Raw genomic sequence first — 24733 nt, 5'->3', positions numbered from 1 at the left:
ATCAGGCAGCCGGGCTTGACTCCGGCTACCTGATATCAATGAACAAAGGCTGGTGATTACTCAGGTAAAACCGGTAATTGTTCTTCAGTCATTGCACTGAAACGGGCAAAGTTTTGTGCATATTTGGCGGTCACATGGCTGAGATCCCACCCACTCAGGTCCTGATCAAAGGCCGAAGCATGCTCGAACATTGAAATAACCCGCTCCAGCGATGAGGTGTCCCAGCCAGTAATATCCTGATTAAAGCTGGTTGCTTCCTGGAACATTGAATTGGCTCTTTTCAGTCCGGAAATATCCCAGCCACTGATGTCTTGATTAAACCGGGTTGCATAAGCAAACATGCCGCTCGCATACTGAAGGTTCTGAGTATCCCACCAGCCGATAAAGCGATTAAAACGGGTCGCGCCCCAGAACATACCCGTTGCGCTGACCAGCGCCGACGTATCCCAGCAACCAATATACTGATTAAATGAAGTCGCTCCCCGGAACATGAAACTGGTATTTGTCAGGTTTCCGGTATACCAGCCAAGCAGTGGCTTATCGAAACGACGGGCATCACGGAACATATTAGCAGCCGCCGTCAGGCTGGATGTATCCCAGAAACCAATCATCCGGTTAAAATGTTTTGCCCCGTTGAACATATCGGACATATCAACCACACGGGAAACATCCCACCAGCCTATTCTGCCATTAAAGCGTTGTGCTCCGGCAAACATACCGCGCATATCCGTAATCCGGGAAGTAAACCAGCCACCCAGATCCTGATCAAAGCGAATGGCATTGCGGAACATATCTTTCACATCCACCAGACTGAAAGTATTCCAGAAACCGATATCCTGATTAAATGCATGAGCATCCATAAACATCCCTGCCATCGTGGTCACCCGTGGCGTATTCCAGCGGCTGATATCACCATTGAAATGCACAGCCCCGGCGAAAGTCATTTTCATCGAGGTCACACCGGACGTGTTCCAGTTTCTCAGGTTCTGATTGAAACGGGTGGCCTGATAAAATGTTTTCTCCAGTGAAGTCACTTTCGAGATGTTCCAGTGGCTGATATTCCGGTTGAACGCAGATGCATCTTCAAACATCGATGACATATCGGTCACATTCGCCGTATTCCAGTGACTGACGTCCCCGTTAAATTGATGTGCTCCCATAAACATACTGTGCATGTCTTTAACCAGCGCCGTGTTCCAGTCACTCAGGTCCTGATTAAATTCAGCCGCCCCTGCAAACATCGATGACATATCCGTCACCTGAGCTGTATCCCAGTCACTGATATCCTGATTAAAATCGTCGCCGGCAAATAATGACGACATATTGGCAACCTGAGATGTACAAAAACGAATCTTACCTTGCTTTAAAGCATCCAAATTCTCAGCATCCCGGATCAAAGCATCATCAACAACCAAATATGACGCTCCGTTTGTCTCAAACACTGAACCGGCTTCCCTGTCTCCGCATGTCACGGGCTGACCGGCAAAAGCAGACATTGTGCAGGTCATCCCCAATAACGCCAGCCCGGCATAAATACCTTCTCGTTGATAGGTTGATTTCATTTTTTTATTCCTCCTGATTTTTGAACAAGAGAATACATCCAGGCAGCCTGAAAAATTCAGTCTCAGGGTTGTCTGATTCTCACATAAAATCTTAATCTTTTTTCAGGTTAACAATTCTCATTAATATTAAGAATGTAAAACAAAAGAATAAGAAATATCTTCACCAAAATAAATTTACGTTTGTTAATTAGTCACACAAAACACAACAAGTAATTACATTGCTATCAAATAAACCGGTTTCATTATTACGGAATGAATATAATAAAGATAATGGCCCATTCAAAATAAATACATTCGAAACTAAGACGCAGAAACTAATACATCAGAAATCAATGTATTTCAAACCAATGATTACCATTTTTTCATATAAAAAATATTAACACATAATAAATATTGTCAATTTGTGAAATGACGTTGTTTAATTGACATACTGCATCCAGCCCTCTTCACTGATAAAGCGAACAAGCGCCGAGACGTTATTAATTAAAGTATTCCCTCACCGGAGAGCCACCTCACCACAGCACCATTAAAAGTAAAGCATCAGCAAAAGTAAAACACCAGTAAAAGTAAAACACCAGTAAAAGTACAGCACTAGTATAAATCATGTTCACTTGTCCGGAAAAACAATTAAACATAATATATAAACAAAGAATAAATATTAATAAATCATGTGGCTTGATTTTATTTCGGGCCATTCTACATCAAAACAATAAAAATAAAAGTGTTTCCTGGCAGATTAAAAATAAAAACCATACTTTCATCTGAAAATAAAAAAACCGAAATATTTTAATAATCATATAGCATCATTAAGAATTGGTATCATATATCAGAAGCAGGATATTGAAAGAATATGTTAAATAAACCGGTTACGAATATAAAAAAAGCGAACCGATTGAGGCTCGCTTTTTTATTCTGTCAACCACTTGTCATATGACTATACCCAAGTGTTTTCAACACACATCATTCAGTTTGTCTGGGTATAATTCCCCAGTAACGCATTATAAAATGCCTGATCATCCAATACGCCGATAAACTGCCCTTCATCCGCTAACAGTACCGGATGCTGGCTGCGCATTTTCAGCTCAATCGCATCACGCATCTCAATATCGGGATGTGCGACCACCACAGAAGAATCATTCACCGCTGCAAAATCTGTCGACTCTGCATTCCAGTAATACAGGCTTAAATCATCATTTGTCAGAGAAATCTGCCCCTGTGCCTGCTCAACCCATAACTGTCTGGTTTCGCAGATCTGCCAGCGGTTCGGCTCTGAAATCAGGCTGTCTGCCGGTTGCATCAATGAACGGCCTCTGAGGACATTCAATGGATTGGTGTGAGCCACAAAGTCTTTTACATAATCATTTTTGGGATTCAGGACGATATCTTCAGGTTTGCCATGCTGGATCAGCTCTCCGGACTCCATAATCGCGATGTTATTGCCAATTTTCAGGGCTTCATCCAGATCATGACTGACAAACAAAATCGTTTTATTTAATTTACTCTGCAACAAAATCAACTCATCCTGCAACTGTGCCCGAATTAAAGGATCAAGCGCAGAAAATGGTTCGTCCATCAACAAAATATCGGTATCCATCGCAAAAGCCCGCGCCAGACCAACCCGTTGCTGCATCCCCCCGGAAAGTTCATGAGGGTACTGGCTTTCCCATTCAGCCAAACCTACCATTTCCAGCTGGTCACGCGCTCTTTTACGACGCTCAGCTTTCGGCACACCCTGCAGCTCAAGACCAAAAGCGACATTGTCTAACACGGTCAGCCATGGCATCAATGCAAACTTCTGAAAGACCATCGAGACCCGGTGCGTGCGCAGATGACGTAATGTCTTCTTGTCGCATTGTGCTAAATCGACGTATTCATCGCCGTCTTTGACTTCCAGTGCTCCCCGGCTGATTTTATTCAGACCATTCACCGCACGCAGCAAGCTGGATTTACCCGAGCCGGACAGCCCCATCAGGACACAGATTTCACCCTCCTGCACAGTCAGGCTGACACGATTCACCCCAACAACAAGGCCGGTTTCATCAATAATTTCCTGTCGGCTTTTCCCGGCATCAAGCAAAGGTAATGCTTTTTGTGGCTTGTCACCAAACACCACATCCAGATTTTTAATCGTAATAGCACTCATGATTACATCTCCTTCTGGCTTGGGGTTTTACAGAGGCGGTCAAGAATAATTGCAACCAATACAATAGCGAGTCCCGCTTCAAAGCCTTGTGAGATGTTCACTGTGTTTAGCGCCCTGACGACCGGTTTCCCGAGCCCATCTGCACCAACCAGTGCCGAAATAACCACCATAGAAAGAGACAGCATAATACACTGTGTCACACCGGTCATAATGCTGGGCATCGCCGCAGGCAGCTCAACTTTAAACAGCAGCTTACGGCGACTTGCACCGAACGCACGCCCGGCTTCAATCAGGTCTTCCGGCACACGTGTAATCCCGAGGTAGGTCAGACGAATTGGCGCTGCGATAGCAAAAATGATCGTCGAAATCAGTCCCGGAACAATACCCAGACCAAACAGAACCAGTGTCGGAATCAGATAGACAAACGTCGGAACGGTCTGCATCAGGTCCAACACCGGTCTCATCAGTGTATAAAGCCATGGACGGTGCCCGGCCATAATTCCCAGGGGTACGCCAATCAATACGGAAATCGTTGTCGCTGCAAAAACCAGAACAAAGGTTTCCAGCATTTCCTGCCAGTAGCCCATATTTAAAATCAGCAAAAATGCTGCCACAATAAAAACCACCAGTGAGACTTTCCGGTGCAAATACCAGGCGAGCCCGGCTGTCATCAAAATCGGCACGGCAGGAGGCATCCATTTGAACAGATCCACCAACGAAAGAATCACTGTTTCCAGGAAAAAAGAAATTGCATCAAAAAAGCCTGAAGCGTTCATTGTCAGCCAATCAACACCACTTTCCATCCACTGACCCAGCGGAATTTTGTACTCTGTAATAAAGTTCACAATAGGACCTTTGTTTTTAAGGTGGCAACATGCCACCTTACTGTTTTTCTGTATTTGGTAACTTATTTCTGTTTCAGGTAAGCATTCACAGCCTGAAGTGCGGGTTTGCCATCAATCGTCTTGACGTTTTCCAGCCACTTATCGACCTGCTGCATGTTGGCTTTCATCCAGTTTTGCGCAGCTTTCTGTGGTTGCATCTTGTCATTCAAAATGTTGCCCATCAGTTCATTCTCCATCGGCAGGGTAAACTGCAGATTTTTCAACAACTGACCAACATTCGGACAGGTCTTCAGGTAATCACGGCGAACATTGGTATAAACATTAGCGCCACCATAATTTGGTCCGAAGAAGTCATCCCCGCCTGACAGATATTTCATTTGAATATTGTTGTTCATCGGATGAGGCGCCCAGCCCAAGAAAGCAATCCACTGCTTACGGCGGACAGCGCGATAGACCTGAGACACCATCCCGGCTTCACTCGATTCGACCAGATTGAAATCTTTCAGCCCAAATGCATTGGAGTCAATCATTGACTGGATGATCCGGTTGCCATCATTCCCCGGCTCGATGCCATAGATGCGATCCCTGAATTTGTCCGCGAATTTTGCCAGATCAGCAAAACTATGCACGCCGGCATCGTAGACATATGCAGGTACCGCAAGGGTATATTTGGCACCTTCCAGATTCGCCCGAACGGTTTCGACGGTTCCGGCATCTCTGTATTTGGCAATATCGCCTTCCATGGTTGGCATCCAGTTGCCGAGGAAAACGTCAATATCCCCGTTCGCCATAGAAGAATAAGTGACCGGCACAGACAACAAATCCGTTTTGGTCTGATAGCCCATGCCTTTGAGCAGTTCACTGGTTACTGCAGTTGTTGATGTGATGTCGGTCCAGCCGACATCAGCAAAACGAACCGTTTCACACTGGCTCGCGTATACGCTCACAGACAGCGTACTTAATCCTAAAGTGAATAGTGTCTTCATTTTAGACATCATCATTTCCTTATTTCAGTTGCTGGCTTTTGGTTAGTTATCCGTTGGTACAGATCGTTTGGAGGCCTGAAGTCGCTGCGTGTTCTCCCAGTCCGGAGCAATCCAGACATCCACACCGGCAGGCGCAAGTAAGTCATGGCCCAGAATCAGATCAGCGGCACGCTCAGCGACCATAATCGTTGGTGCATTGAGATTACCGTTTGTAATGGTCGGGAAGATGGATGAATCCACAACCCGCAGATTATTGATGCCACGGACACAGCACTGTTCATCCAGTACTGCCATCGGGTCATCATCATCCCCCATCTTGCAGCTGCACGACGGGTGATAAGCACTCTCAACATTCTCTTTCACCCAGGCATCGATTGCTTCATCGGAGGTGACCGCTGCACCGGGCTGAATTTCATCGCCACGATAGGCATCCAGCGCAGGCTGAGCGAGAATCTCACGGGTCAGACGAATACAGTCGCGCCAATCCTGACGGTCCTGATCGGTCGAGATATAGTTGAAAACAATCTCTGGCTTGTCGTGTGGATCGGCTGATTTTATTGCCACATAACCACGACTTTCCGGCTTATTCGGCCCAACGTGAACCTGAAAACCGTGACCGTCGAATGCCGCCTGTCCGTCATAACGCATCGCCGCAGGCAGGAAGTGGTATTGAATATTTGGCCACTTCAATCCTTTCCGGGAACGGATAAAAGCACACGATTCAAAATGGTTCGTCGCACCCAGCCCTTTACGGGTCAGAATCCATTCAGTACCAATCAGCCCTTTACTAATTAAGCCAAGCTTGCTGTTCAGTGTGATGGGCTGAGTACAGTGATACTGAAAATAAACTTCAAGGTGATCCTGTAAATTCTCGCCCACGCCCGGTAAGTCATGCACAACAGGGACACCGGCTTTTTCCAGAACCGCCTCAGGGCCAATCCCGGACAATTGCAGCAATTGGGGCGAACCAATTGACCCGGCACAGGAGATCACTTCTTGCTGTGCATGTACCTGTTTGATTTGACCCGACTGTTCATACTCAATCCCGGTCGCGGTTTTGTCATCCAACAGAATCTTTCTGACCACAACCTTTTTCACCAGTGTCAGATTTGGCCGTTTCAAAGCGCGACGCAGATAAGCATTTGAAGTGGAAGCACGCACACCTTTATCAACAGTCATATGCATCGGGCCGAAACCTTCCTGCTGATAACCGTTATAATCCTGCGTCACCGGGTAACCGGCATCCCGGCCGGCATCGATGAATGCCTGATACAGTGGATTCAGCTTCATCTCGTTACCGATACAGGTGCCAAGCGGCCCCTGACCACCACGATACGCATCTTCCCCTTTCACCCAGGTTTCTGCACGGCGGAAATAAGGCAGACAGGCTTTATAATTCCAGCCTTTCGCCCCCTGAGCTTCCCACTCGTCGAAATCACAGGCATGACCACGCACATAGACCATTCCGTTGATCGAGGAACCACCACCCAGCACTTTACCGCGGGGACAATGCAGCTTGCGCCCATCCAGTCCGGGTTCGGACTGAGACTCAAACTGCCAGGCATACTTTTCTGTATTCATCGGATAAGAGAGCGCAGTCGGCATCTGAATAAAAATGCTTTTATCTGTACCGCCAGCTTCCAGTAACAGCACCTGATGCTCACCAGAAGCAGACAACCTGTCTGCCAGCACACAACCGGCAGAGCCGGCACCCACAATGATATAGTCAAAATTCTTTTGCATGATCTGACTCCCGCTTACGCGTATGGCCCTTCAAAATCATTCATTTCAATCAGAACACTTTTGGTTTGCGTGTAATGAAGCAGCGTTTCCGGTCCGTTTTCACGGCCAACGCCAGAATGCTTGTAGCCACCGACCGGCATTTCAGCCGGAGAATCACCCCAGGTATTCACCCAGCAAATCCCGGCTTCAATCTGATGAATGACCCGGTGCGCGCGCGCCAGGTTCTGAGTAAACACTGAAGCTGCCAGCCCGTAATCGGTGTCATTCGCGCGACGAATCACTTCATCTTCATCACTGAATTTCAGCACGGACATCACCGGACCGAAGATTTCCTGCTGCACATGTGGCATGTCATCAGTACAGTCCGTAAAGACCGTCGGAATGACAAAATTCCCTTTGTCCAGACCATTGTCTTTCACCTGATAACCACCGGTCAGCAAAGTAGCACCACTGCTTTTTGCCTGCTCAATCATGTTCATGACTTTGCCCAGATGCTCTGTAGAAATCAGAGCACCAACCTGAGTGTTGATATCCATCGGATCACCAATACTCATTTTCTCAGTCCGGCGCTTCACCTGTTCGACAAACGCATCGTAGATATTTTCGTGGACGAACACCCGCGTACAACAGGTACAAACTTCGCCCTGTGTATAGAAGTTCGCAGTCATCGCCGCAGATACTGCTTGATCCAGTTTGGCATCATCAAAAATGATCATGGGTGACTTCCCGCCAAGTTCCATAGTGACTGATTTCAGTGTTTTCGCACTGTCAGTCATCACGGCTTTCCCCGTGCCGGTTTCACCGGTAAAGGAAACTTTGGCAATATCCGGATGTGCCGTCAGCATCTGACCAACACGATAGTCGCCCTGCAACACATTAAAGACCCCGTCCGGCATTCCGGCTTCGGTAAATATTTCTGCCAGTTTCAGGGCGCCTGTCGGCGTTTCTTCGGAAGGTTTGAAAATCATCGCGTTCCCAGCCGCCAGTGCCGGAGCTGATTTCCACATCGCGATCTGAATCGGATAATTCCATGCACCAATACCGGCACAAATGCCCAGAGGTTCGCGGCGGGTATAGAAAAACTGACTCTGTCCCAGCGGCTGCTGTTCGCCCTGCATCGCAGGTGCCAGTCCGGCAAAATATTCAATCACGTCCGCACCGGTCACGACATCGACATCAATGGCTTCCTGCAGCGCTTTTCCGGTATCCAGTACTTCAACACGGGCCAGTTCATCATTGCGCTCACGAAGAATTGCAACGGCTTTGAGCAGAATCCGGCTTCGCTCTGTCGGCGACATGGCCGACCAGAGTGCAAAACCACGTTTTGCTGATTCGATCGCTTTTTCCATATCCTGTTGAGAAGCCTGTCCCAGCTCAGCAATCACTTCTCCGGTGGCCGGATTGTAGTTTGAGAACGTCTCACCAGACGTTGCCATGACGGCTTTGCCATCAATATATAAAGATTTAATTTCCATTTTATCTGACTTAATTCGTTATGTTTTAGCGTAAATTTGAAGTTGCAGGTTCAGGTAATCATTGATGATATCCCGGGCTTTTGCCACATCGATCCCCTGCGGATTCAGCGCCCCGCGTAACCAGAGCCCGTCAATCAGTGACGCAACACCCTGAGCCACCGGAATCACCCGCTCAGAAGGCAAAAGCGCTTTCAATTCAATTTTCAAATGCGAGATTAACCGCTTTTCATTCACTCTTTGCAGGCGGCTGAGTTGTATGTCATGCATGGCATAAGACCAAAAAGCCAGCCATACCTTCACGACCTTACTTTCCGCCTGATAGCCTTCAAAATTGCCGCTGATAATCGCATTAATCCGGCTTTGATGATCTTCCGGCGGGATATATTTCAGCAGGTTCTGGATTGTACGGCCATGCTGACGCAGGATTTCCCGCATCGTTTCTTCAAGCAACCCATGCTTACCGCCAAAATAGTGATTGATGATCCCGGCAGACAATCCTGCTTCTTTGCTGATTAAAGCAATACTGGCAGCGTGTAACCCGACCCGATCAATCACAGACATCGTGGCATTCACGAGCTGTGGTTTCCTGATATCTGGCATTCCTGTCTTCGGCATAAAGTGAGGTGATTATTTTTTATTGAATGATTAGTTAAATATAAAATGCCAGAAATATAGTTAGAGTTCAAATTAATTTTTACTGATAAAACCATCACAGAATAACATGCGATCAATTTTAATGATTTAAAATCAGATAGTTATATATTTAAATGTTATACAAAGAGGTAGCATATTTATTTGAGGTCTTGCATTTATCCACAAACCGTCTACGGGTAACAGGGCAACTGAGTCTGATGACCGCCTGACCCCAGTCACGACCGGTGGTTCGCTATTCGCAATCCATCAGCAAATCAAGTACATTAATAAAAATGTCATAATAAAGATCAACCGGGCGGGTAAAGCAAAATAACGTGATGAATCAGAAAATGATGGACACAAACAATCTGGCAATGAATCTCCGCTTACTTTGCAGTTACAGTGACAGCATCTCCGGTTGTTGCCGGAAAATGGGCATGAACCGCCAGCAATTTTCCAAATACCTCAATGGCAGCAGTATGCCAACGCTCCAGAGCCTGCGGAAAATCTGTGATTTTTTTGGCGTGGAAAGCGAGGAAATGACACTACCTACCGATCAGTTCAGGGCATTAATTTCTGCGCGGGAACGCAACCGTAAACCACAGAGCATTCTGGATGACAGCCCGGCCGGACAGCGCCACACCCGGCTGTTGGAAAATATGATGCAGCACAGCGCCGGAGAAATAGAACGCTATCTCGGAGATTATTATTACTATTACTTAACACCGTCTTACGAAGGCCATATCAGCAAGAGTTTTGCGCGTTTATCGGTCAAAAACGGCATTTGCTACTCCCACTTTTATGAAAAGGCAGAACCCGGTCAGGCCATGCTGAACGGCTATGAAATCGGAAAATTTGTCGGCGTGGTCTTTTTACTCGGAGAGCGGCTTCAGATTATCGATTACGGGGTCCATTGTCAGCGGGCAATATCCCAGACCATTCTGTATGGCGCCACGAAAGGGAGTTTTAGTCTGCTGTCCGGTATTACCCTGGGCATTCAGGGGCGAAATTCCCGGATTCCTTTTGCTTCAAGAATCGTATTCGAACGGATCAGCCCGGATATCCCGTTGCGCCGGAAACTCAGTGAAATCGGTTTATTTGCAATTGATAATGAAATCATTTCTCCTGCAATCCGCGCCAGACTTGAAACGCCGGGCAATCTGAATTCACCGCATATTTTCAGCGCATCGGAAAATTAATCCGGCCGGACAGAAAAACGGAAATCGGTTTCCTTTTAAAAAACATCATATTTACAATAACTTAATTATATAACCAGCCCAAATCAGCCATCAAAAATGAAAATAACACTTCTGTCATCAATAAGTATCTATTCTCAGCTGAAGGTATCATATCAACGATAATTCTTCGTATTCGCCTTTCTGATATCGCGTTATTTCTATACTATTCACCACAAAAATATTCAGGGCTTTCAAGCGCATAGAATGCAGCCACGGCCTGTCCTGTAAAAACAGTCCTGTAAAAACACAATTCTGATTTACAAAACTGGTTTACAACACAAAAAAGCAACGTCAATTCGCTGGGAAACAATCAAGCAATCGTTTCCTTGATTCAATCTCCTGATAAGGACAAAGAAAATGATGCAACTCAAAGCCAAGAACATTCTTCCCGGGCTCATCGCCTGCCTGACACCTTTCTGTTTTGCACATGCGGCAAATGAAACGGTACTGACCAATGCTGTACCGGCAACCGCTTTAAGTGGCTCAACCAACAGCCAGCAATATTTTACGATTCAGGTCCCTGCCAATGCGACGAATCTGGTCATTAAAACCAGTGGTGGCAGCGGCGACGTGGATCTTTATGTGAAAGCAGGACAGACGCCGACATTGTATAGTTATGATTGCAGGCCTTATCAAACCGGCAACAATGAAAGCTGTGGCAACCTGACACAAACAGACACCACATATTACATTATGCTTCATGGCTATTATGATTATTCAGGCGTTTCACTGCTTGCCAGTTATACGGCAGGCAGCCAGGGAGATAGCGGGAATGATGATGGAAACGGTGACAGCGGACAAACCACTGGTGATTGTGAAATGACAGCCGCTCAAAGTGAATTGCTGGCCGCTCACAATGCCGCACGCAGTGAAGGCAGAACCTGTGGCAGTACATACTATCCGGCAGCACCTGCGCTGACCTGGAACTGTAAACTGGCCAGTGCCGCCGCACGACACAATGCGGATATGGCTGACAATAACATCTTCTCTCACACCGGCTCCGATGGTTCTTCGATACAGGACCGGATCTCTGACACCGGTTATAACGCTTCCTGGTGGGGAGAAAACATTGCCGCCGGATACAGCAGCGTTGATCAGGTGATGGACGGATGGCTCAAGAGCAGCGGCCATTGCAGCAATATCATGAATGAGAATTTCACAGAAATCGGGGCTGACAAAAAGACAGCTTCCGGTTCAGCCTATTCTGTTTACTGGACCGCAGATTTTGGCCGCCAGTAATACCATTCTAAGTCATTTTCTGATCTGGATATATCTGGTTCCGCAAACCGCTCAAGCCATCCATGGGCGCTTAAACAAGGGCATCCATGCCCTTGTATGTTTGCTCCACCAGACACATCAAGATGATCAGTTTATTTTCCAGATTGGTATAATTCTGGATTGACCCAATCGGCATATGCTCAAACAATGAAGCCCGGCAGCAATGACGGGCTTCATTGTTTCTGGTGATCAGCAATTTTTAATGTGATACGTAATAATGTGATACGTAATAATGTGATACGCAATATTTCAGGTGATGCGTCGTATTTCAGGTAACACTCTGGTTTCCGGTAACACTCAGGGAGCCAGCAGATATCCGCTGCGCACCGGAATTTCCCCGGCCACATGTGCGACCAGCATACCGGCGGTTGCCGTTCTGCGCATTGTCCGGGAGAAAAGTAACCCCGGATGCGTTGCCCTGATCTGCGCGACTTCATCCGTCACCGGATCAATCACTTCAGCAATCAGCTGGCCTGCGGTGACCTGCTCACCCACTTCAGCACAAAGTACTACAACACCGCCAAATGGGCTTTTCAGCGGTTCAACTGCCGTTAAATCACTCACATACAAAGTCTGTGGATCATACTCATCCGCAGCACGGTCAATCAGCACTTCAAGATGACGTAAATAATTGAGTAGCGCTTCTGCATCCTGATTGCTTTTGTTGTGTGACACATCGGCCTGTCCGCACAACTCCAGCGTCACCGACTGACATCCTTTGGGAATGATGTCACCAAAGCGGGCATGCAAACGCTGCCAGACCATATCAAAAGCTGAGTCGAAAGGATTGCCGCCGGTTTCATCAGCCAGCATATTCGCCTTCGAATCCAGCCAGCAGGCAAGCGGAATCATACTTTCCCATGAATAATACGTACTGTATACATGTTGTACGGCTTCAAAATCACAGTGCATATCAATGATAACATCGGCATCACAACAAAGTGACTGCAACGTTTTTTGCATCGAATGCATTTCAGTTTCAACCTGCCATGACTGAATCGCCTGACGCAATGCCAGCCGGATAATTTTCTTATTTTCCTGCGGATCATCTGAAAGCTGATTTTCAACCAGATCCGCCACCTGCGCATAAGTGTCGTAATAGCCCCGGTTGAAATTCTGACCGGTTTCCGTTTCATAACGCCCCAGATGTACATCCATCAGGTGCTGGTTCTGCCCCACAGGATTGGCAACCGGAACCACGATGATCTCTCCCTGAATACATCCCTGAGCTTCCAGTTCATGCAGCTGCTGCTTTAGTTTCCATGCAGCCAGCATTCCGGGGAGTTCGTCCGCATGCAGAGAGGCCTGAATATAGATTTTCCTGCCGCAGCCCGGCGTACCGAAATGAAAGCTGTCAATCACACGCCGGGTACCCAAAACCGGAGAAATAAGCGGATGTTGTTGGTGTTTCATGATGTTGTCACTTTTTCAGACTGATAAAGAAGGAAACAGATTTGCCCCGGCCAGTCCGTGACTCACCGGGGTTATCGTGATTATTTATTATATAAATCAAGATCACCAAAAAACTGGCGCTGAATTTTTCCATAGGTGCCGTCGGCATGGATGGCGTGAATACCGCGGTTGATCAAATCCATCGTCCGGGTATCCCCTTTACGGATGGCAATGGCGCTATCAGCCGGCAACAATTCATCCACGACTTTCTGATTAGCGAACTCAGGATGACCCGCTTTTTCGATAAAACCGGTTTGCGCCTGAGTCATATCCTGCATCGATGCATCAATACGCCCGTTCAGCAAATCAGCATAGACCTGCTCCTGCGTTTGGTATGCCTGCACACTGACACCCTGTGGCATCAGTTTTTGTCTGGCAAAATCTTCCTGAATCGACCCTTGCTGCACGCCCAGAATTTTGCCTTTCAAAGATTCTGCCGTCGGCTGAAGCTTCAAACGTTTCAGACTCAGCATTGAGGTAAAGCCCGTCCATGTACGGTCAGAAAAGTCGACAACTTTCTTCCGTTTTTCAGAAATACCTAACGATGAAAATACCGCATCAATTTTCTTCACTTTGAGTGCCGGAATCAGTCCGTCAAAGCTCATCGGTACCCAGATACACTCCGCCTGGACTTTTTCACACATTGCATTTCCCAGATCGATTTCGAATCCAGCCAGTGTGCCATCGGGTTTGGTGTACTCGAATGGCGGATATGTCGCATCAACGCCAATGCGGATCGTCTCTTTAGCAAAGGCACTGGCTTGTGCCATCAGGCCTGTCAGTGCCAGTAATAAACATGCAACTTTTCTTTTCATCGCGATTCCTTCCTGTATTAATTTTACTTCCGGTCTTCTGTCATGATGCATTCCCGGCATCACTGGTGATTCTGTGAATACTTCTTTACTGAGACAAACGTTCTGTATACATCGCAGGGCAAGGTTGCGATAAATCAGATTGAAAGGCCAAAAGACTGGAATAGTTATATTTATGATATCGCCCGGCCCCTCAGAAACGGCGCAGGCTGATGATGTTTCGCTCTTACTCTACATGAAGAGGGAAAATGAAGTCCAGAGCAACACGTAGCGCCCTCCGACGCCAGAGAGCGTCAAGTCGCGTCATACTCATAATCATGAATATATTCGCATTCAATTGCACCCAATGGTCCTACCAAAAATAATTATTAACTCGATCTAACACCAAAAATACGTATAATAAGCCTCAATGGTCGTACCAAAAATATAAAAATAACCATTTGAGGAAGTAAAAAGTTGTCCGAAGAAATGATGTTTCACCAGGCGCAGGCCGGCAGAGCCAGCGAAGATATTGCGCTGCAGATTGAATCAGCGATTCTGAATCAGAAGCTACAGCCGGGAGATTGTTTGCCCAGTGAGCGGGAGTTGCAAACTCAGTTCGGGACCGGGCGGGGCGTCATCAGGGAAGCGATTCGTGCATTGAAGCAAAAAGGGTTGATTGAAATTCGCAAGGGCCAGAAAGGTGGCGCATTTATCAAACAGGTTGATGTCGCGAATATCAGTGAATCTCTGGCGCTGTTTCTGAAGCAGAAGAATATTGGCCCGTATCAAGTGGCTGAATTCCGGGAAACGATTGATCAAACCGTCGCTCAGTTAGCGATGGTCCGGGCAAACGAAGCACAGCACACAGCCATACTGGAAGCCGTCAGTAAACTGGAAAAATTTGCAGATGATCCACAGCAACATGCCCATGAACTGGGAGAAACGGATCGTCAGCTCAATCTGTTACTGGCTTCGATGACCGGAAACCCGATTTTTGAATGGGTGATGCAGGCGCTGCAACAGGGGTTCAGCTCCCATGACAACAATCTGTATCAGGATCCGGAATTCTGCCGTGAGACGGTTAAAAACTGGCGGGAAACCGCGACTCATCTGATCAACCGGGAACCGGTGCGTTTACAAGCCACAATCAGCCAGCATTACCGGCTGCTGCTGCAATGTCTTGATCGCAACGGCCAAGCGACGGAATAAAGTCTTCAATGTGCTCAACAACATCACGATTCAACCGAATCGGAACAGACTTAACTTTTCACTTAATTACGTAAGGGAACACATGAAAGACCAATCATACGATTATATTATTGTCGGCGGCGGTTCTGCCGGTTGTGTACTGGCCAACCGGCTCAGTGCGAACCCGGAGAACAAGGTTCTGGTACTTGAGGCCGGACGCCCCGATCACCGGCTCGACTTCCGGATTCATATGCCGGCAGCATTAACTTACCTGCTGACTGACGGGACTTATAACTGGTTGTATGAATCTGAGCCTGAACCCTGCATGAACAATCGTAAAATTGCCCAGCCCCGCGGAAAAGTTTTAGGCGGCAGTAGTTGTATCAACGGCATGATTTATATCCGCGGAAATGCAATGGATTATGAAAAATGGGGCCAACACGAAGGGCTGGAAAACTGGGATTATCAACATTGTTTACCTTACTTCCGCAAATTCGAAACCCGTCTGAAAGGCGCAGATACCTATCACGGTGACAATGGCCCGCTGGCGATTTCAACAGCAGCCTGTGATAATCCGCTGTTTGATGCATTCTTTAAAGCAGCACAGGAAGCCGGTTACCCACTGACAGACGATGTGAACGGCTATCAGCAGGAAGGTTTTGGTGCATTTGACCAGAATATCTATCGTGGCCGTCGCCTGAGTGCAGCACGCGCTTATCTGCATCCGGTGAAAAACCGCAAGAACCTGACTGTTCTGACCGGTGCAACGGCCAGCCGGGTTGTTTTCGATGGTAAAACGGCCATCGGTGTGGAATTCAAGCGCCGCAAAAAAAATCATACCGTTTACGGGGGTGAAATTATCTCTTGTGGCGGCGCAATCAACTCGCCTAAATTATTGCAACTCTCTGGTGTCGGTAACGAAGAAGAGCTGCGTGCATTAGGGATTAATCCGGTTCATCACCTGCCGGGTGTCGGCGAGAACCTTCAGGATCACCTGGAACTGTATGTTCAGTACACCTGTAAGGAGCCGGTCAGTATGTATCCTGCCCTCAAATGGTACAACCAGCCTAAAATTGGCTTTGACTGGTTATTCCGCCGTAAAGGTAAAGCAGCGACCAACCACTTTGAAGCCGGTGGCTTTATCCGCGGGAACGATGAAGTCGCTTATCCGAACCTGCAATACCACTTCCTGCCGCTGGCCATCCGCTATGATGGCAGTGCGCCGCGTGATGGTCACGGCTTCCAGCTACACGTGGGCCCGATGAATACGGATGTGCGCGGGCATGTAAAAATCAAATCAAATGATCCGGATCAGAAACCTGAAATTCTGTTTAATTACCTGTCAACGGAGCAAGAACGTAAAGAATGGGTTCAGGCAATTCGTTGTACCCGGAATATCATTGAACAACCGGCCTTTGATCACCTGCGTGGTGAAGAGCTGGCACCGGGTCCATCTGTCCAGACTGATGAAGAAATTCTCGACTTCGTTGCCCGTGATGGTGAAAGTGCCTATCACCCAAGCTGTACCTGTAAAATGGGTTACGATGACATGGCCGTGGTCGATGCAGAACTGAAAGTCCATGGCGTGAAAAACCTGCGCGTGGTTGATGCGTCTGTCTTCCCGGCGATTACCAATGGGAACCTGTATGCACCGACAATGATGGTGGCAGAAAAAGCAGCCGATATTATTCTGGGCAACTACATTGAACCCGCCATCGATGCTGAGTTCTATCAGCATGTCCCGGAGAAAAAAACTGCTGTTGCTGAAACACAGCCAACGAAAGAAGTGGAAACGGCTGAAGCATAAGCCTTTCTTCAATACGCTCCGCTCTCAAACAGGCATCACATGGTGCCTGTTTTTTATCACAATGCATTCTGCAAAATGAACCTCAACAGACTGTCTCAAGTCTGGCTATACTTTGATCAGCGTGACAGCATTCGCGGGGGTCACTATGTCAGTGCCGGCTCATCAACACCAAAAAGAACACGCCCAAATTATCAGTAACATCAATAGCTTTGCCACCTTTGCCGATCAGAGTGCCTTTGCTTATCTGGGACGTTTGTTTTCAGAAGAAGTCGTTGTTGACTACACCTCGGTGTTTGGCGGTGAACCCGCCACGGTTCACCGCGGCGCGTTGATACGCCAGTGGGCGGGCTTACAGCCCGGATTTGATAATACATTGCATCATCTGTCCGGCATTGATGTTGAACTGTCCGGGACACATGCCACAGTCACAGCAGACGTGACAGCCAGCCACTTCATTGATGACGATGGATTCTGGCAAATTTCCGGTCAATACCAGTTCGAAATGGAAAAAACCACCTCAGACTGGACCATCCATGCGCTCACCCTGCGTGCTTCTGCTGAACAAGGTAACCGGGAAATACTCTACCGGGCGATGGAAAAAGCACAGCAAAATCTGGCAGCAAAAGAAAGCCGGAAACTGATACTGTGAGTCAATCCGGCGGAATATACCCAAACAACCTGAAGATGGAATTAACTTCACATAAATGAACACGAAGCTGAATATCCTCTTTTTTATCAGTAACTAACTCAATAAAATCCCGCCGCTTCCGGGCCTGTTCATATATCACAGCCCTTTTTTTGCCCGTTATCCGGAGTTCTCATTCATCATGAAACCTTCATCAATTTTCAAACTTGCTTTTATGGCATTCGGATTCATTTTCCTTGCACTGGCAGCTTTCCTGTTTAACCAGCAGCAAAGTTTTCTCAGTCATGCAGTCCGGACTGATGGCATTGTGACCTCATTTGTCAGCGATGGCACTTATTATCCGATTGTTTCATTTCAAACCGCTGAAGGTGAAATGATTGAATTTAAGTCCTCAACCGGCAGCAATCCGCCTTCTTTTTCCCGCGGAGAAACAGTCGAAGTGGTTTATCAGCCTGATCTTCCTGAACATGCAGAGATCTACAGCTTTTTACACCTGTGGCTTGGGCCACTTATTTTCGGGATTTTTGGCAGTCTGTTCTCTTTAATTGGTGTTCTTTTTTTCCTTTATGGTCTGTCCGGAAAGCGGAAAAAGGCTTACCTGAAACAGCATGGAACGACGATCACAGCCAGCGTGCAGCACATTGAATTGAATCGTGCTTTTGAACTGAACGGACGTCATCCTTATGTCGTTACGGCCCAATGGCAGGATCCTCAAACCAATCGGTTACATTCGTTTCAAAGTGAAAATCTATGGGTTCAGCCAGATGATTTGAATACAGATGAAGTCACAGTATTTATTGAGCCCGGCAATCCGGGAAAATATTATATGGATTTACCGAAATAATAAATCCCATCAACCGGGCTTGCCGCGCTTTTTCTGACCCGGCAAAGCCCGGCGATTAATATAAACATCCGGGAACCAGACGTATAAAAATTTAACTCAGCGGATCAGCTTATAACCATAAATCGTCACCAAACAGCAGAAAATAAAATCCGCTCTCTAAAAAATCAGATGAAAGCGGTACCAAAAAACATCATCACGTTAAATTTTATTCTGACGCCATTATTTTATTCTGAATCAATTAAATAAAAATACAGCCATAAATTATAATGTCACACTCGGATGACCACTCAGACTCAATCCCCCGGACTCTGAATTTCAATTATTTCATATAAAAATCATTGTTTTATTTATTAACACTTCCCGGAAAATGGTCCATCGCACCAAAAAACCACACTGGTTGCATATGAAATTGACGAAATTTGATGCTTGGTCATGCGTCATAAAGCAGACAGATTGACATTATTTTTGTCAAAACAAAGACTATATTATTTAAAAAATAACTTACAGCCGATTTTTATAAACGGGCTGCTTTACTTCAATAAAAATAAAGTAGAATTTTTAAAACGCCCTGATATAGTGAATATAAACATAAGATATATTTTACAGGGAGAAAACTCGTTTAACATTATTAATTGCACCAATACCTGAAAATCCTGAATATACCCAAGTAACCTGAAGATGCATGATTCAGGTTGTTTGGATATATAACTCAACGACCGGTACGGTTGCCTGAGTATGTACAGGTATAATAAATAACAAGGAATAAAATTATGTTTCAAAAAACAACGATCAGTCTGGCACTCTCGGTTTTAATTGGCGGCAGCATCTCTGCTGTATCGGCCCATTCATTTTACACTCATGTTGACACACCGGCTGTCAAAGCCAGTCAGCTGGCTGAACAGCAGGTTCCCCGGCAACTGGTCAGCGAAAGTCAATTTGTTTTCAGGCCGGTCAAACGTCCTTTTGATATTCAGAGCTTTTTTGAACAGCATGCACCTCAGTGGGCATTCTTATCTGAATCTCTGACACACTGGGCAGGCATTACCAGTGTCGATCCCCGTATCATTATTACGACACTGGCTGTCACTGAAAACTGGCCGGATACTGAAGCACCAGGTCTGGCAAAAAAAGCGCTCTTTAAAGAAAAAGTCTCCCACCTGACTAATCACCTGTCACAATATTTCTACAGCTACCGGAGCGGTGACTATGAACTTTCATCTTATAGTCCATCGACGCTGGCTCTGATGAACGAATTAGCCAGTTACAGCGACTGGAAAAAATGGCAGAAACAGTATCAGGACTGGTTTGGTACAGTCGATCCATCATCATTGCTGTCCACACAAAGCCTCCGCGCATCTTCGAAGCTGCCGGAATCCGGTTTTCTGCAAATGCCGTGGCGACGCGGCTATAACTGGGTGCCCAATGGTCCTCACTCCTATACAGGTTCCGGTTATCCGCTCTCATCGTTTGATGTCTCCTACGACTGGCCTCAGTGGGGGGCAACAACCTATGATGTCGCAGCTGCGAATGCCGGTACAGTCAGTGTTTTATCGAGCTGTGAAGTCCGGGTAACCAATGAAAACGGCTGGGCGACCAATTATTATCATATGGATGGCATTCAGGTGACCAATGGCCAGTACGTGAAACAAAATACAGTACTGGGATATTATGCGGGTAATAAGTCACAGGCATTATGTTCAGGCGGTAGTTCAACCGGTCCACACCTGCATTTCTCTGTCTTATACAATGGTGTGTATAACTCAATTGACGGGATAAGTTTTGGTCCTTATCAGGTTCATGTCGGTCGGTACAGCTACGATGATAACTGCAGCTACGCATACATGACCGACACCCGAAGCAACAAGAAAGTCTGTTTCTGGAACCGGATCGACAACCCGGTCAACTATTAATTTAGTCTGGTCTGCGAATTCAGTCTGCAACGGCCTGTGCCAGTCAAGGCCGAACGTTTGGGCTGAGGACATTTTTTACTGAGAACACATATCCATGCCGGAAACGGCATGGATATTTTTATGCCTGAATCAGGCATATGCCGCAGCACTTATTGCGTTTAATACATTTTGAGATAGAACCAATCCGTCCCGGTGAATGACCGGAAAAATATCAGATTTCCCCGGCAAAGCAGCAGATAATATAAGCAGATCGGACAATAAACCAGCGATACAGAACGTTATTCCGGGAAAAAGTAGCAATCTGCCAAGTATGATATAAAATGCATACTCTTTTTGTCATCACACCAAGGAGATATTTATGCCTTCCAATCACACCATTCCTCTTTCTCCCCTCAGTATAAAAATTTTCAATGGCGGAGATAGCCATGATGGCTTCAGCGTCAACTCAACCATTGTATATGGCAAAAAAGATGCGATTGTTATCGATACTCAGTTTACACTGGCCAATGCTCACCGGCTGGTTGGCGAGATTCTTGAAACCGGATGCCGGTTACAGACCATCTATATTACGCACTTCCATCCGGATCATTTTCTGGGCACATCAGTGATACATCATGCCTTCCCTGATGCGCAAATCATCTCTTTAAGGGGTTGTGGCGAGTTCGTCAATGATGCTTATGACTTTAAGATCCGCTATTGGGGCAATGAAGTATTGGGAATCAATGGCCCCAAAGAAAAAGTACCAGTCACTCTGATTGATGAGCCAGTCATGATGCTCGAAGATCAGCGGCTGGAAATTCTCGGCCCGCTTCGCGGTGATTCTGACGGACAATCCGCAGTGTGGATTCCCTGTATTAAAACACTTGTCGCAGCAGATACCGTCTTCAATGAAGCGCATGTGTGGATTGCCGATGATAAAACGCCTGAACTGCGGCAGGAATGGCTGGACGTTCTGGATAAACTGGAAGCACTGAATCCGGTTATAGTCGTTCCCGGACACGCCCCAACCGCTGACAGAGTCTCCCCTGATGCGATTGAATTTACCCGCCAATATATTCAGACGTTTGTCTCGGTGGCAAAGACAGCCAAAAATGGCGATGAAGTGTTCAATGCCATGCAGCAGCGGTATCCTAATCTGGCGACGGATATCTGCCTGCATTACAGCGCAAAAATATTAAAAGATAACTACGACTGGCCGGGTGAGTGGCCTCAGGCACTCAGAGAGCTGGAAACCGTTTTTTAACTTTGCTCACCGACAGGCTGAGATAATACCAGTCTGAAATGAAAAACTGCCTGTTTTATCCGGACTTAGAGCGTGCTCCAGGGTAAACTGTCCGGCATAAAACGGGCAAAAACTGAACTGAGTTCATATTATCGCTCCGGTATGACAATTTTTTCGTGCCTTTCTTTAAGCATCCGATTTAGTATCAAGTCAGTCAGTTATCAATTATCAGTGAGAAATCATGCAATCTTCTGCACCTAATAAAATTCTGAGCAACCTTGTTGCGTTACACTTCGGCTTTTTATATGCGGCGACAGCCGTCATTCACAATGGTAACACGGCCGCAATTTATCTGACCATCTCTCTTTGGATTGCCGTCTCTTTTTTCGGAACTTACCGTCTGCATAAAGCGATGGTTGCACGCAAGGCATTAAAAGTGAAATCAAAATTTCCGGCATATATCGGTTATGCGTTTGCATTGCTGCCCATTTCACTGGCTGGATTTCTTTCTATTCTGTCCCTGATGCTCAATCCCTGATCCCAACCGTTCAGATTCCGGCATGGAATCTGTCTGTTCATCGTGCATCAATCCGGAGAACAGCTGAATTGATCCAGTGTCATTTCTTCCAGCATCATTCCGGCGCGCAAACCATTACGAACTCCGGCATTAGGAAATATCAGCCATTCAAATTCATGTTCCACCCGATATTCCACCTCTCCATCCTGTGCAATCAGCATCCCCTGCTGAAAGCGGGAAAAATTTTTCACATCATCGTCAATCTCCGGGAAATAAAACTGCCCGGAATACTTTTTCAATTCCTGACAGACCCGGAAAATTTTGACTGCCGGACGGACAGCAGAAACGTCATTCCGGCCATGGATCAAATTCGCCAGCCCACGGTCAGCCGCCTGAAACTGTGACAAGTCATTGGTTCCGAAAGGCCGGGCTTTACCCAGCTCCAGTGTACAGCTCTGCGCACCATGTACATCTGCGGTGTAATAACTGAATGTTCCGCCAGGGACCGGATTAACAACCAGTGCTTCCAGACCCATCGCCAGTAACTGATCAAAAAAGCCGGACCGGACTGTATTCTCATTCAGGACAGGCAACACACCAAACCTGACATAGTGAGACTCACGAATGGCTGTATGTAAATCCAGATGAAACCGTGCTGAAGCCGGCGTACCGGCAAAAAAGTCGGTTGTATACTGTTCCAGCAGTGCAGCGCGTCGGGTATCTTCTCCCGCCTCATAGCTGCGATGCTGCCCGCTGAATAAGCGGTTCAGATCAACATCAATAAACCGTTGATCGGTCTTCATTGCTGCCAGATTTCCCAAAATCACCAACAGGCGAACCTGTAATGTCATTTCTCCGGCCAGTAGTGCATCGACATGGCGACATAAAATTTCGACCGGCGCGGTTTCATTACCGTGGACACCCGCAGACAAAATGACGTGCTTTACCGGCGGGTGATGCGGTTCGAACAGCAATACTCCGTCGGCCAGAAACGTCCAGCGCAAGTGCTGATTCTCCCCGGTCAAAGCCGCTGGCGGTTGATTGTCTAATATTGCCGATAAATAAGGGCTCATCATCTTATCTCCGGATTATGATTTAACGCTGGAACGGATACACAGATCCTAAATTCATGATTTGTGTCAGTTCATCCAATGCGGTTCTGCACTCTTCCAGCAACTGAGGATCAGCCAAATCAGCTTCAGCCAGCCGATCCCGGTAATGCTTTTCTACCCAGTGTGTCAGCTCGTGATAAAGTGAATCGGTTAAAATTACATTCGGGTTAGTCGCATTCAGCTCAGCCTGACTCAGGACGACACGCAGCCGTAAACAGGCCGGACCACCACCGTTTCGCATACTTTCACGTAAATCAAATACTTTGACTTCATCAATCACCCTGCCCTGATCGATGAGCGAGGACAGATACCCCCAGACTCCGGGATGTTCACGGGCTTCCTGCGGCACCACCAGCAGCATTTTTCCATTGTCTTTCATCAGCAACTGGCTGTTAAACAGATAGGTTTGCACCGCATCTTCCACAGAAACAAGACTGACCGGCACTTCAACCGGCTGGAACCGGCAGCCGGTCTCAGCCAGTTTGGATGCGATCTCATCTAACGCCCCTTGCGGATTCAAAAATGCGTCCTGATGATAAAACAAAACCGGACCATTGCTGACTGCAATAACGTCATTATGGAAAACACCCTGATCGATCACTGAGGGGTTTTGCTGAACAAATACCGTTCTGTCCGGGCTAAGCTGATGCAATCGCATCACTGATTCACTGGCTTCGAATGTCTGACGGGCCGGATAACGTACCGGTCCCGGTTGCCCGGCCCCGGCACCATAAACAAACACTTCCACACCCGGTTGCCCGTATCCGTCACAGAGCCGGTTATGATTCGCGGCACCTTCATCTCCCAGCGACGCATGTTGTGGCAATGGCGCATGATGAACAAAATGCCGGGAATCAGAAAAAATCTGTTGCAGAATCCGCCCGGTTGTTTCAGCTTCAATCGCCCGGTGCAGTTTGTTATTCAGATTAGCCGGTGTGAAATGCACCCGGCCATCCAGCGTGTCGGCTGAGGGTGAAACCGTCGCTGCATTGGCCACCCACATGGCAGACGCAGAGCTGGCCATCGCCAGCAGCCTTGGCGCTTCTTTAGCAGCTTTTGTAATAACTTCGGCATCACTGCCGCTAAAACCAAGCTGTCTGAGTGTTGTCGTGCACGGGCGTTCGTGAGGAGGAAGCACCCCTTGCCGGAATCCCATGTCCGACAGTGTTTTCATCTTGGTCAGACCCTGCAATGCAGCAAGCCTGGGATTCGCGGTTTCATTCTGATGGGATTGTGATGCGACATTACCAAAGGATAGCCCGGCATAATTGTGAGTTAAGCCGACCAGACCATCAAAATTGACTTCAAATGCTGACATTGTTCTCTCCTTGTCTGTGA

At 47.0% G+C, this 24733-nt stretch carries 20 protein-coding genes; 9 read left to right on the top strand and 11 right to left on the bottom strand.

The genetic code is table 11. The features are described 5' to 3' along the window. Positions 1-56: 56 nt before the first annotated feature. The 7 genes from OCV29_RS19745 to betI form a co-directional block, all read right to left on the bottom strand. A complete protein-coding gene (locus tag OCV29_RS19745) occupies positions 57-1562 on the bottom strand; it encodes a BspA family leucine-rich repeat surface protein (protein WP_073602118.1) in 1506 nt (501 codons plus the stop codon). A 964-nt stretch (positions 1563-2526) separates the two neighbouring features. Beyond that, entirely contained in the window at positions 2527-3705 is a 1179-nt protein-coding gene (gene choV, locus OCV29_RS19740; protein ID WP_073602116.1) for a choline ABC transporter ATP-binding protein, read from the bottom strand. A gap of 2 nt (positions 3706-3707) precedes the next feature. Beyond that, the gene (gene choW, locus OCV29_RS19735; protein ID WP_073602115.1) at positions 3708-4550 is read right to left on the bottom strand and encodes a choline ABC transporter permease subunit; all 843 of its coding nucleotides are present in this window, start codon (positions 4548-4550) and stop codon (positions 3708-3710) included. Between the two features lie 62 nt (positions 4551-4612). Next, positions 4613-5545, bottom strand: coding sequence for a choline ABC transporter substrate-binding protein (locus tag OCV29_RS19730; RefSeq protein ID WP_261887432.1), 933 nt, complete (start codon positions 5543-5545; stop codon positions 4613-4615). Between the two features lie 33 nt (positions 5546-5578). Then, entirely contained in the window at positions 5579-7279 is a 1701-nt protein-coding gene (betA, locus tag OCV29_RS19725) for a choline dehydrogenase (protein WP_073602113.1), read from the bottom strand. A 14-nt stretch (positions 7280-7293) separates the two neighbouring features. After that, positions 7294-8754: a betaine-aldehyde dehydrogenase gene (betB, locus tag OCV29_RS19720; RefSeq protein ID WP_073602112.1), complete on the bottom strand. Its 1461-nt coding sequence runs from the start codon at positions 8752-8754 to the stop codon at positions 7294-7296. 18 nt (positions 8755-8772) lie between these two features. Further along, positions 8773-9369 carry a transcriptional regulator BetI gene (gene betI, locus OCV29_RS19715; RefSeq protein WP_073602111.1) on the bottom strand — a complete coding sequence of 199 codons (597 nt, stop codon included), beginning with the start codon at positions 9367-9369 and terminating at the stop codon, positions 8773-8775. 356 nt (positions 9370-9725) lie between these two features. On the opposite strand from betI, the gene OCV29_RS19710 reads away from it, so the two are divergent. Together OCV29_RS19710 and OCV29_RS19705 are read left to right on the top strand one after the other, a co-directional pair. Continuing rightward, the gene (locus tag OCV29_RS19710; protein ID WP_073602110.1) at positions 9726-10586 is read left to right on the top strand and encodes a helix-turn-helix domain-containing protein; all 861 of its coding nucleotides are present in this window, start codon (positions 9726-9728) and stop codon (positions 10584-10586) included. 396 nt (positions 10587-10982) lie between these two features. Continuing rightward, positions 10983-11864 carry a CAP domain-containing protein gene (locus OCV29_RS19705; RefSeq protein WP_139281484.1) on the top strand — a complete coding sequence of 294 codons (882 nt, stop codon included), beginning with the start codon at positions 10983-10985 and terminating at the stop codon, positions 11862-11864. Positions 11865-12200: 336 nt separating this feature from the next. On the opposite strand, the gene OCV29_RS19700 is transcribed toward OCV29_RS19705, so the two are convergent. Together OCV29_RS19700 and OCV29_RS19695 are read right to left on the bottom strand one after the other, a co-directional pair. Further along, positions 12201-13316: a succinylglutamate desuccinylase/aspartoacylase family protein gene (locus tag OCV29_RS19700; protein WP_073602109.1), complete on the bottom strand. Its 1116-nt coding sequence runs from the start codon at positions 13314-13316 to the stop codon at positions 12201-12203. A gap of 80 nt (positions 13317-13396) precedes the next feature. Further along, the gene (locus tag OCV29_RS19695) at positions 13397-14170 is read right to left on the bottom strand and encodes a transporter substrate-binding domain-containing protein (RefSeq protein WP_073602245.1); all 774 of its coding nucleotides are present in this window, start codon (positions 14168-14170) and stop codon (positions 13397-13399) included. Between the two features lie 453 nt (positions 14171-14623). Here OCV29_RS19695 and OCV29_RS19690 point away from each other — a divergent pair, with 453 nt between their 5' ends. The 7 genes from OCV29_RS19690 (at position 14624) to OCV29_RS19660 (ending at position 22304) form a co-directional block, all read left to right on the top strand. Further along, positions 14624-15358, top strand: a complete 735-nt coding sequence (locus tag OCV29_RS19690) for a FadR/GntR family transcriptional regulator (protein WP_217653275.1) — start codon at positions 14624-14626, stop codon at positions 15356-15358. Between the two features lie 82 nt (positions 15359-15440). Then, on the top strand, positions 15441-17144 hold the full coding sequence (gene betA / locus OCV29_RS19685) for a choline dehydrogenase (RefSeq protein ID WP_073602108.1): 1704 nt from the start codon (positions 15441-15443) through the stop codon (positions 17142-17144). 145 nt (positions 17145-17289) lie between these two features. Beyond that, positions 17290-17793, top strand: a complete 504-nt coding sequence (locus OCV29_RS19680; protein WP_073602107.1) for a nuclear transport factor 2 family protein — start codon at positions 17290-17292, stop codon at positions 17791-17793. 178 nt (positions 17794-17971) lie between these two features. Further along, complete coding sequence (locus OCV29_RS19675) at positions 17972-18634, top strand: DUF3592 domain-containing protein (RefSeq protein ID WP_073602106.1); 663 nt, start codon at positions 17972-17974, stop codon at positions 18632-18634. A gap of 770 nt (positions 18635-19404) precedes the next feature. Continuing rightward, positions 19405-20544 carry a M23 family metallopeptidase gene (locus tag OCV29_RS19670; RefSeq protein WP_084193175.1) on the top strand — a complete coding sequence of 380 codons (1140 nt, stop codon included), beginning with the start codon at positions 19405-19407 and terminating at the stop codon, positions 20542-20544. Between the two features lie 358 nt (positions 20545-20902). Further along, the gene (locus OCV29_RS19665; RefSeq protein ID WP_073602105.1) at positions 20903-21787 is read left to right on the top strand and encodes an MBL fold metallo-hydrolase; all 885 of its coding nucleotides are present in this window, start codon (positions 20903-20905) and stop codon (positions 21785-21787) included. Between the two features lie 220 nt (positions 21788-22007). Beyond that, entirely contained in the window at positions 22008-22304 is a 297-nt protein-coding gene (locus OCV29_RS19660; protein WP_073602104.1) for a hypothetical protein, read from the top strand. A 47-nt stretch (positions 22305-22351) separates the two neighbouring features. On the opposite strand, the gene astE is transcribed toward OCV29_RS19660, so the two are convergent. Together astE and astB are read right to left on the bottom strand one after the other, a co-directional pair. After that, positions 22352-23359, bottom strand: coding sequence for a succinylglutamate desuccinylase (gene astE, locus OCV29_RS19655; RefSeq protein ID WP_084193174.1), 1008 nt, complete (start codon positions 23357-23359; stop codon positions 22352-22354). Between the two features lie 19 nt (positions 23360-23378). After that, positions 23379-24713, bottom strand: a complete 1335-nt coding sequence (gene astB / locus OCV29_RS19650; protein ID WP_073602103.1) for an N-succinylarginine dihydrolase — start codon at positions 24711-24713, stop codon at positions 23379-23381. Between the last annotated feature and the right edge of the window lie 20 nt (positions 24714-24733).

The sequence above is a fragment of the Vibrio aerogenes genome (assembly GCF_024346755.1).
Lineage (GTDB): Bacteria > Pseudomonadota > Gammaproteobacteria > Enterobacterales > Vibrionaceae > Vibrio > Vibrio aerogenes.
The sequence above is the reverse complement of the archived record's forward strand: the minus strand, read 5'-3'. Positions and strand labels throughout refer to the sequence as shown.

Excerpts from the sequence above, each read along its gene's own strand:
- OCV29_RS19670 (WP_084193175.1), top strand. The coding sequence starts at position 19,405 with ATGTTTCAAAAAACAACGATCAGTCTGGCACTCTCGGTTTTAATTGGC.
- OCV29_RS19730 (WP_261887432.1), bottom strand. The coding sequence starts at position 5,545 with ATGTCTAAAATGAAGACACTATTCACTTTAGGATTAAGTACGCTGTCT.
- betB (WP_073602112.1), bottom strand. The coding sequence starts at position 8,754 with ATGGAAATTAAATCTTTATATATTGATGGCAAAGCCGTCATGGCAACG.
- choV (WP_073602116.1), bottom strand. The coding sequence starts at position 3,705 with ATGAGTGCTATTACGATTAAAAATCTGGATGTGGTGTTTGGTGACAAG.
- OCV29_RS19660 (WP_073602104.1), top strand. The coding sequence starts at position 22,008 with ATGCAATCTTCTGCACCTAATAAAATTCTGAGCAACCTTGTTGCGTTA.
- OCV29_RS19675 (WP_073602106.1), top strand. The coding sequence starts at position 17,972 with ATGAAACCTTCATCAATTTTCAAACTTGCTTTTATGGCATTCGGATTC.
- betA (WP_073602113.1), bottom strand. The coding sequence starts at position 7,279 with ATGCAAAAGAATTTTGACTATATCATTGTGGGTGCCGGCTCTGCCGGT.
- OCV29_RS19680 (WP_073602107.1), top strand. The coding sequence starts at position 17,290 with ATGTCAGTGCCGGCTCATCAACACCAAAAAGAACACGCCCAAATTATC.
- OCV29_RS19710 (WP_073602110.1), top strand. The coding sequence starts at position 9,726 with ATGAATCAGAAAATGATGGACACAAACAATCTGGCAATGAATCTCCGC.
- astB (WP_073602103.1), bottom strand. The coding sequence starts at position 24,713 with ATGTCAGCATTTGAAGTCAATTTTGATGGTCTGGTCGGCTTAACTCAC.
- OCV29_RS19745 (WP_073602118.1), bottom strand. The coding sequence starts at position 1,562 with ATGAAATCAACCTATCAACGAGAAGGTATTTATGCCGGGCTGGCGTTA.
- OCV29_RS19705 (WP_139281484.1), top strand. The coding sequence starts at position 10,983 with ATGATGCAACTCAAAGCCAAGAACATTCTTCCCGGGCTCATCGCCTGC.
- OCV29_RS19695 (WP_073602245.1), bottom strand. The coding sequence starts at position 14,170 with ATGAAAAGAAAAGTTGCATGTTTATTACTGGCACTGACAGGCCTGATG.
- astE (WP_084193174.1), bottom strand. The coding sequence starts at position 23,359 with ATGATGAGCCCTTATTTATCGGCAATATTAGACAATCAACCGCCAGCG.
- OCV29_RS19700 (WP_073602109.1), bottom strand. The coding sequence starts at position 13,316 with ATGAAACACCAACAACATCCGCTTATTTCTCCGGTTTTGGGTACCCGG.
- OCV29_RS19665 (WP_073602105.1), top strand. The coding sequence starts at position 20,903 with ATGCCTTCCAATCACACCATTCCTCTTTCTCCCCTCAGTATAAAAATT.
- betA (WP_073602108.1), top strand. The coding sequence starts at position 15,441 with ATGAAAGACCAATCATACGATTATATTATTGTCGGCGGCGGTTCTGCC.
- betI (WP_073602111.1), bottom strand. The coding sequence starts at position 9,369 with ATGCCGAAGACAGGAATGCCAGATATCAGGAAACCACAGCTCGTGAAT.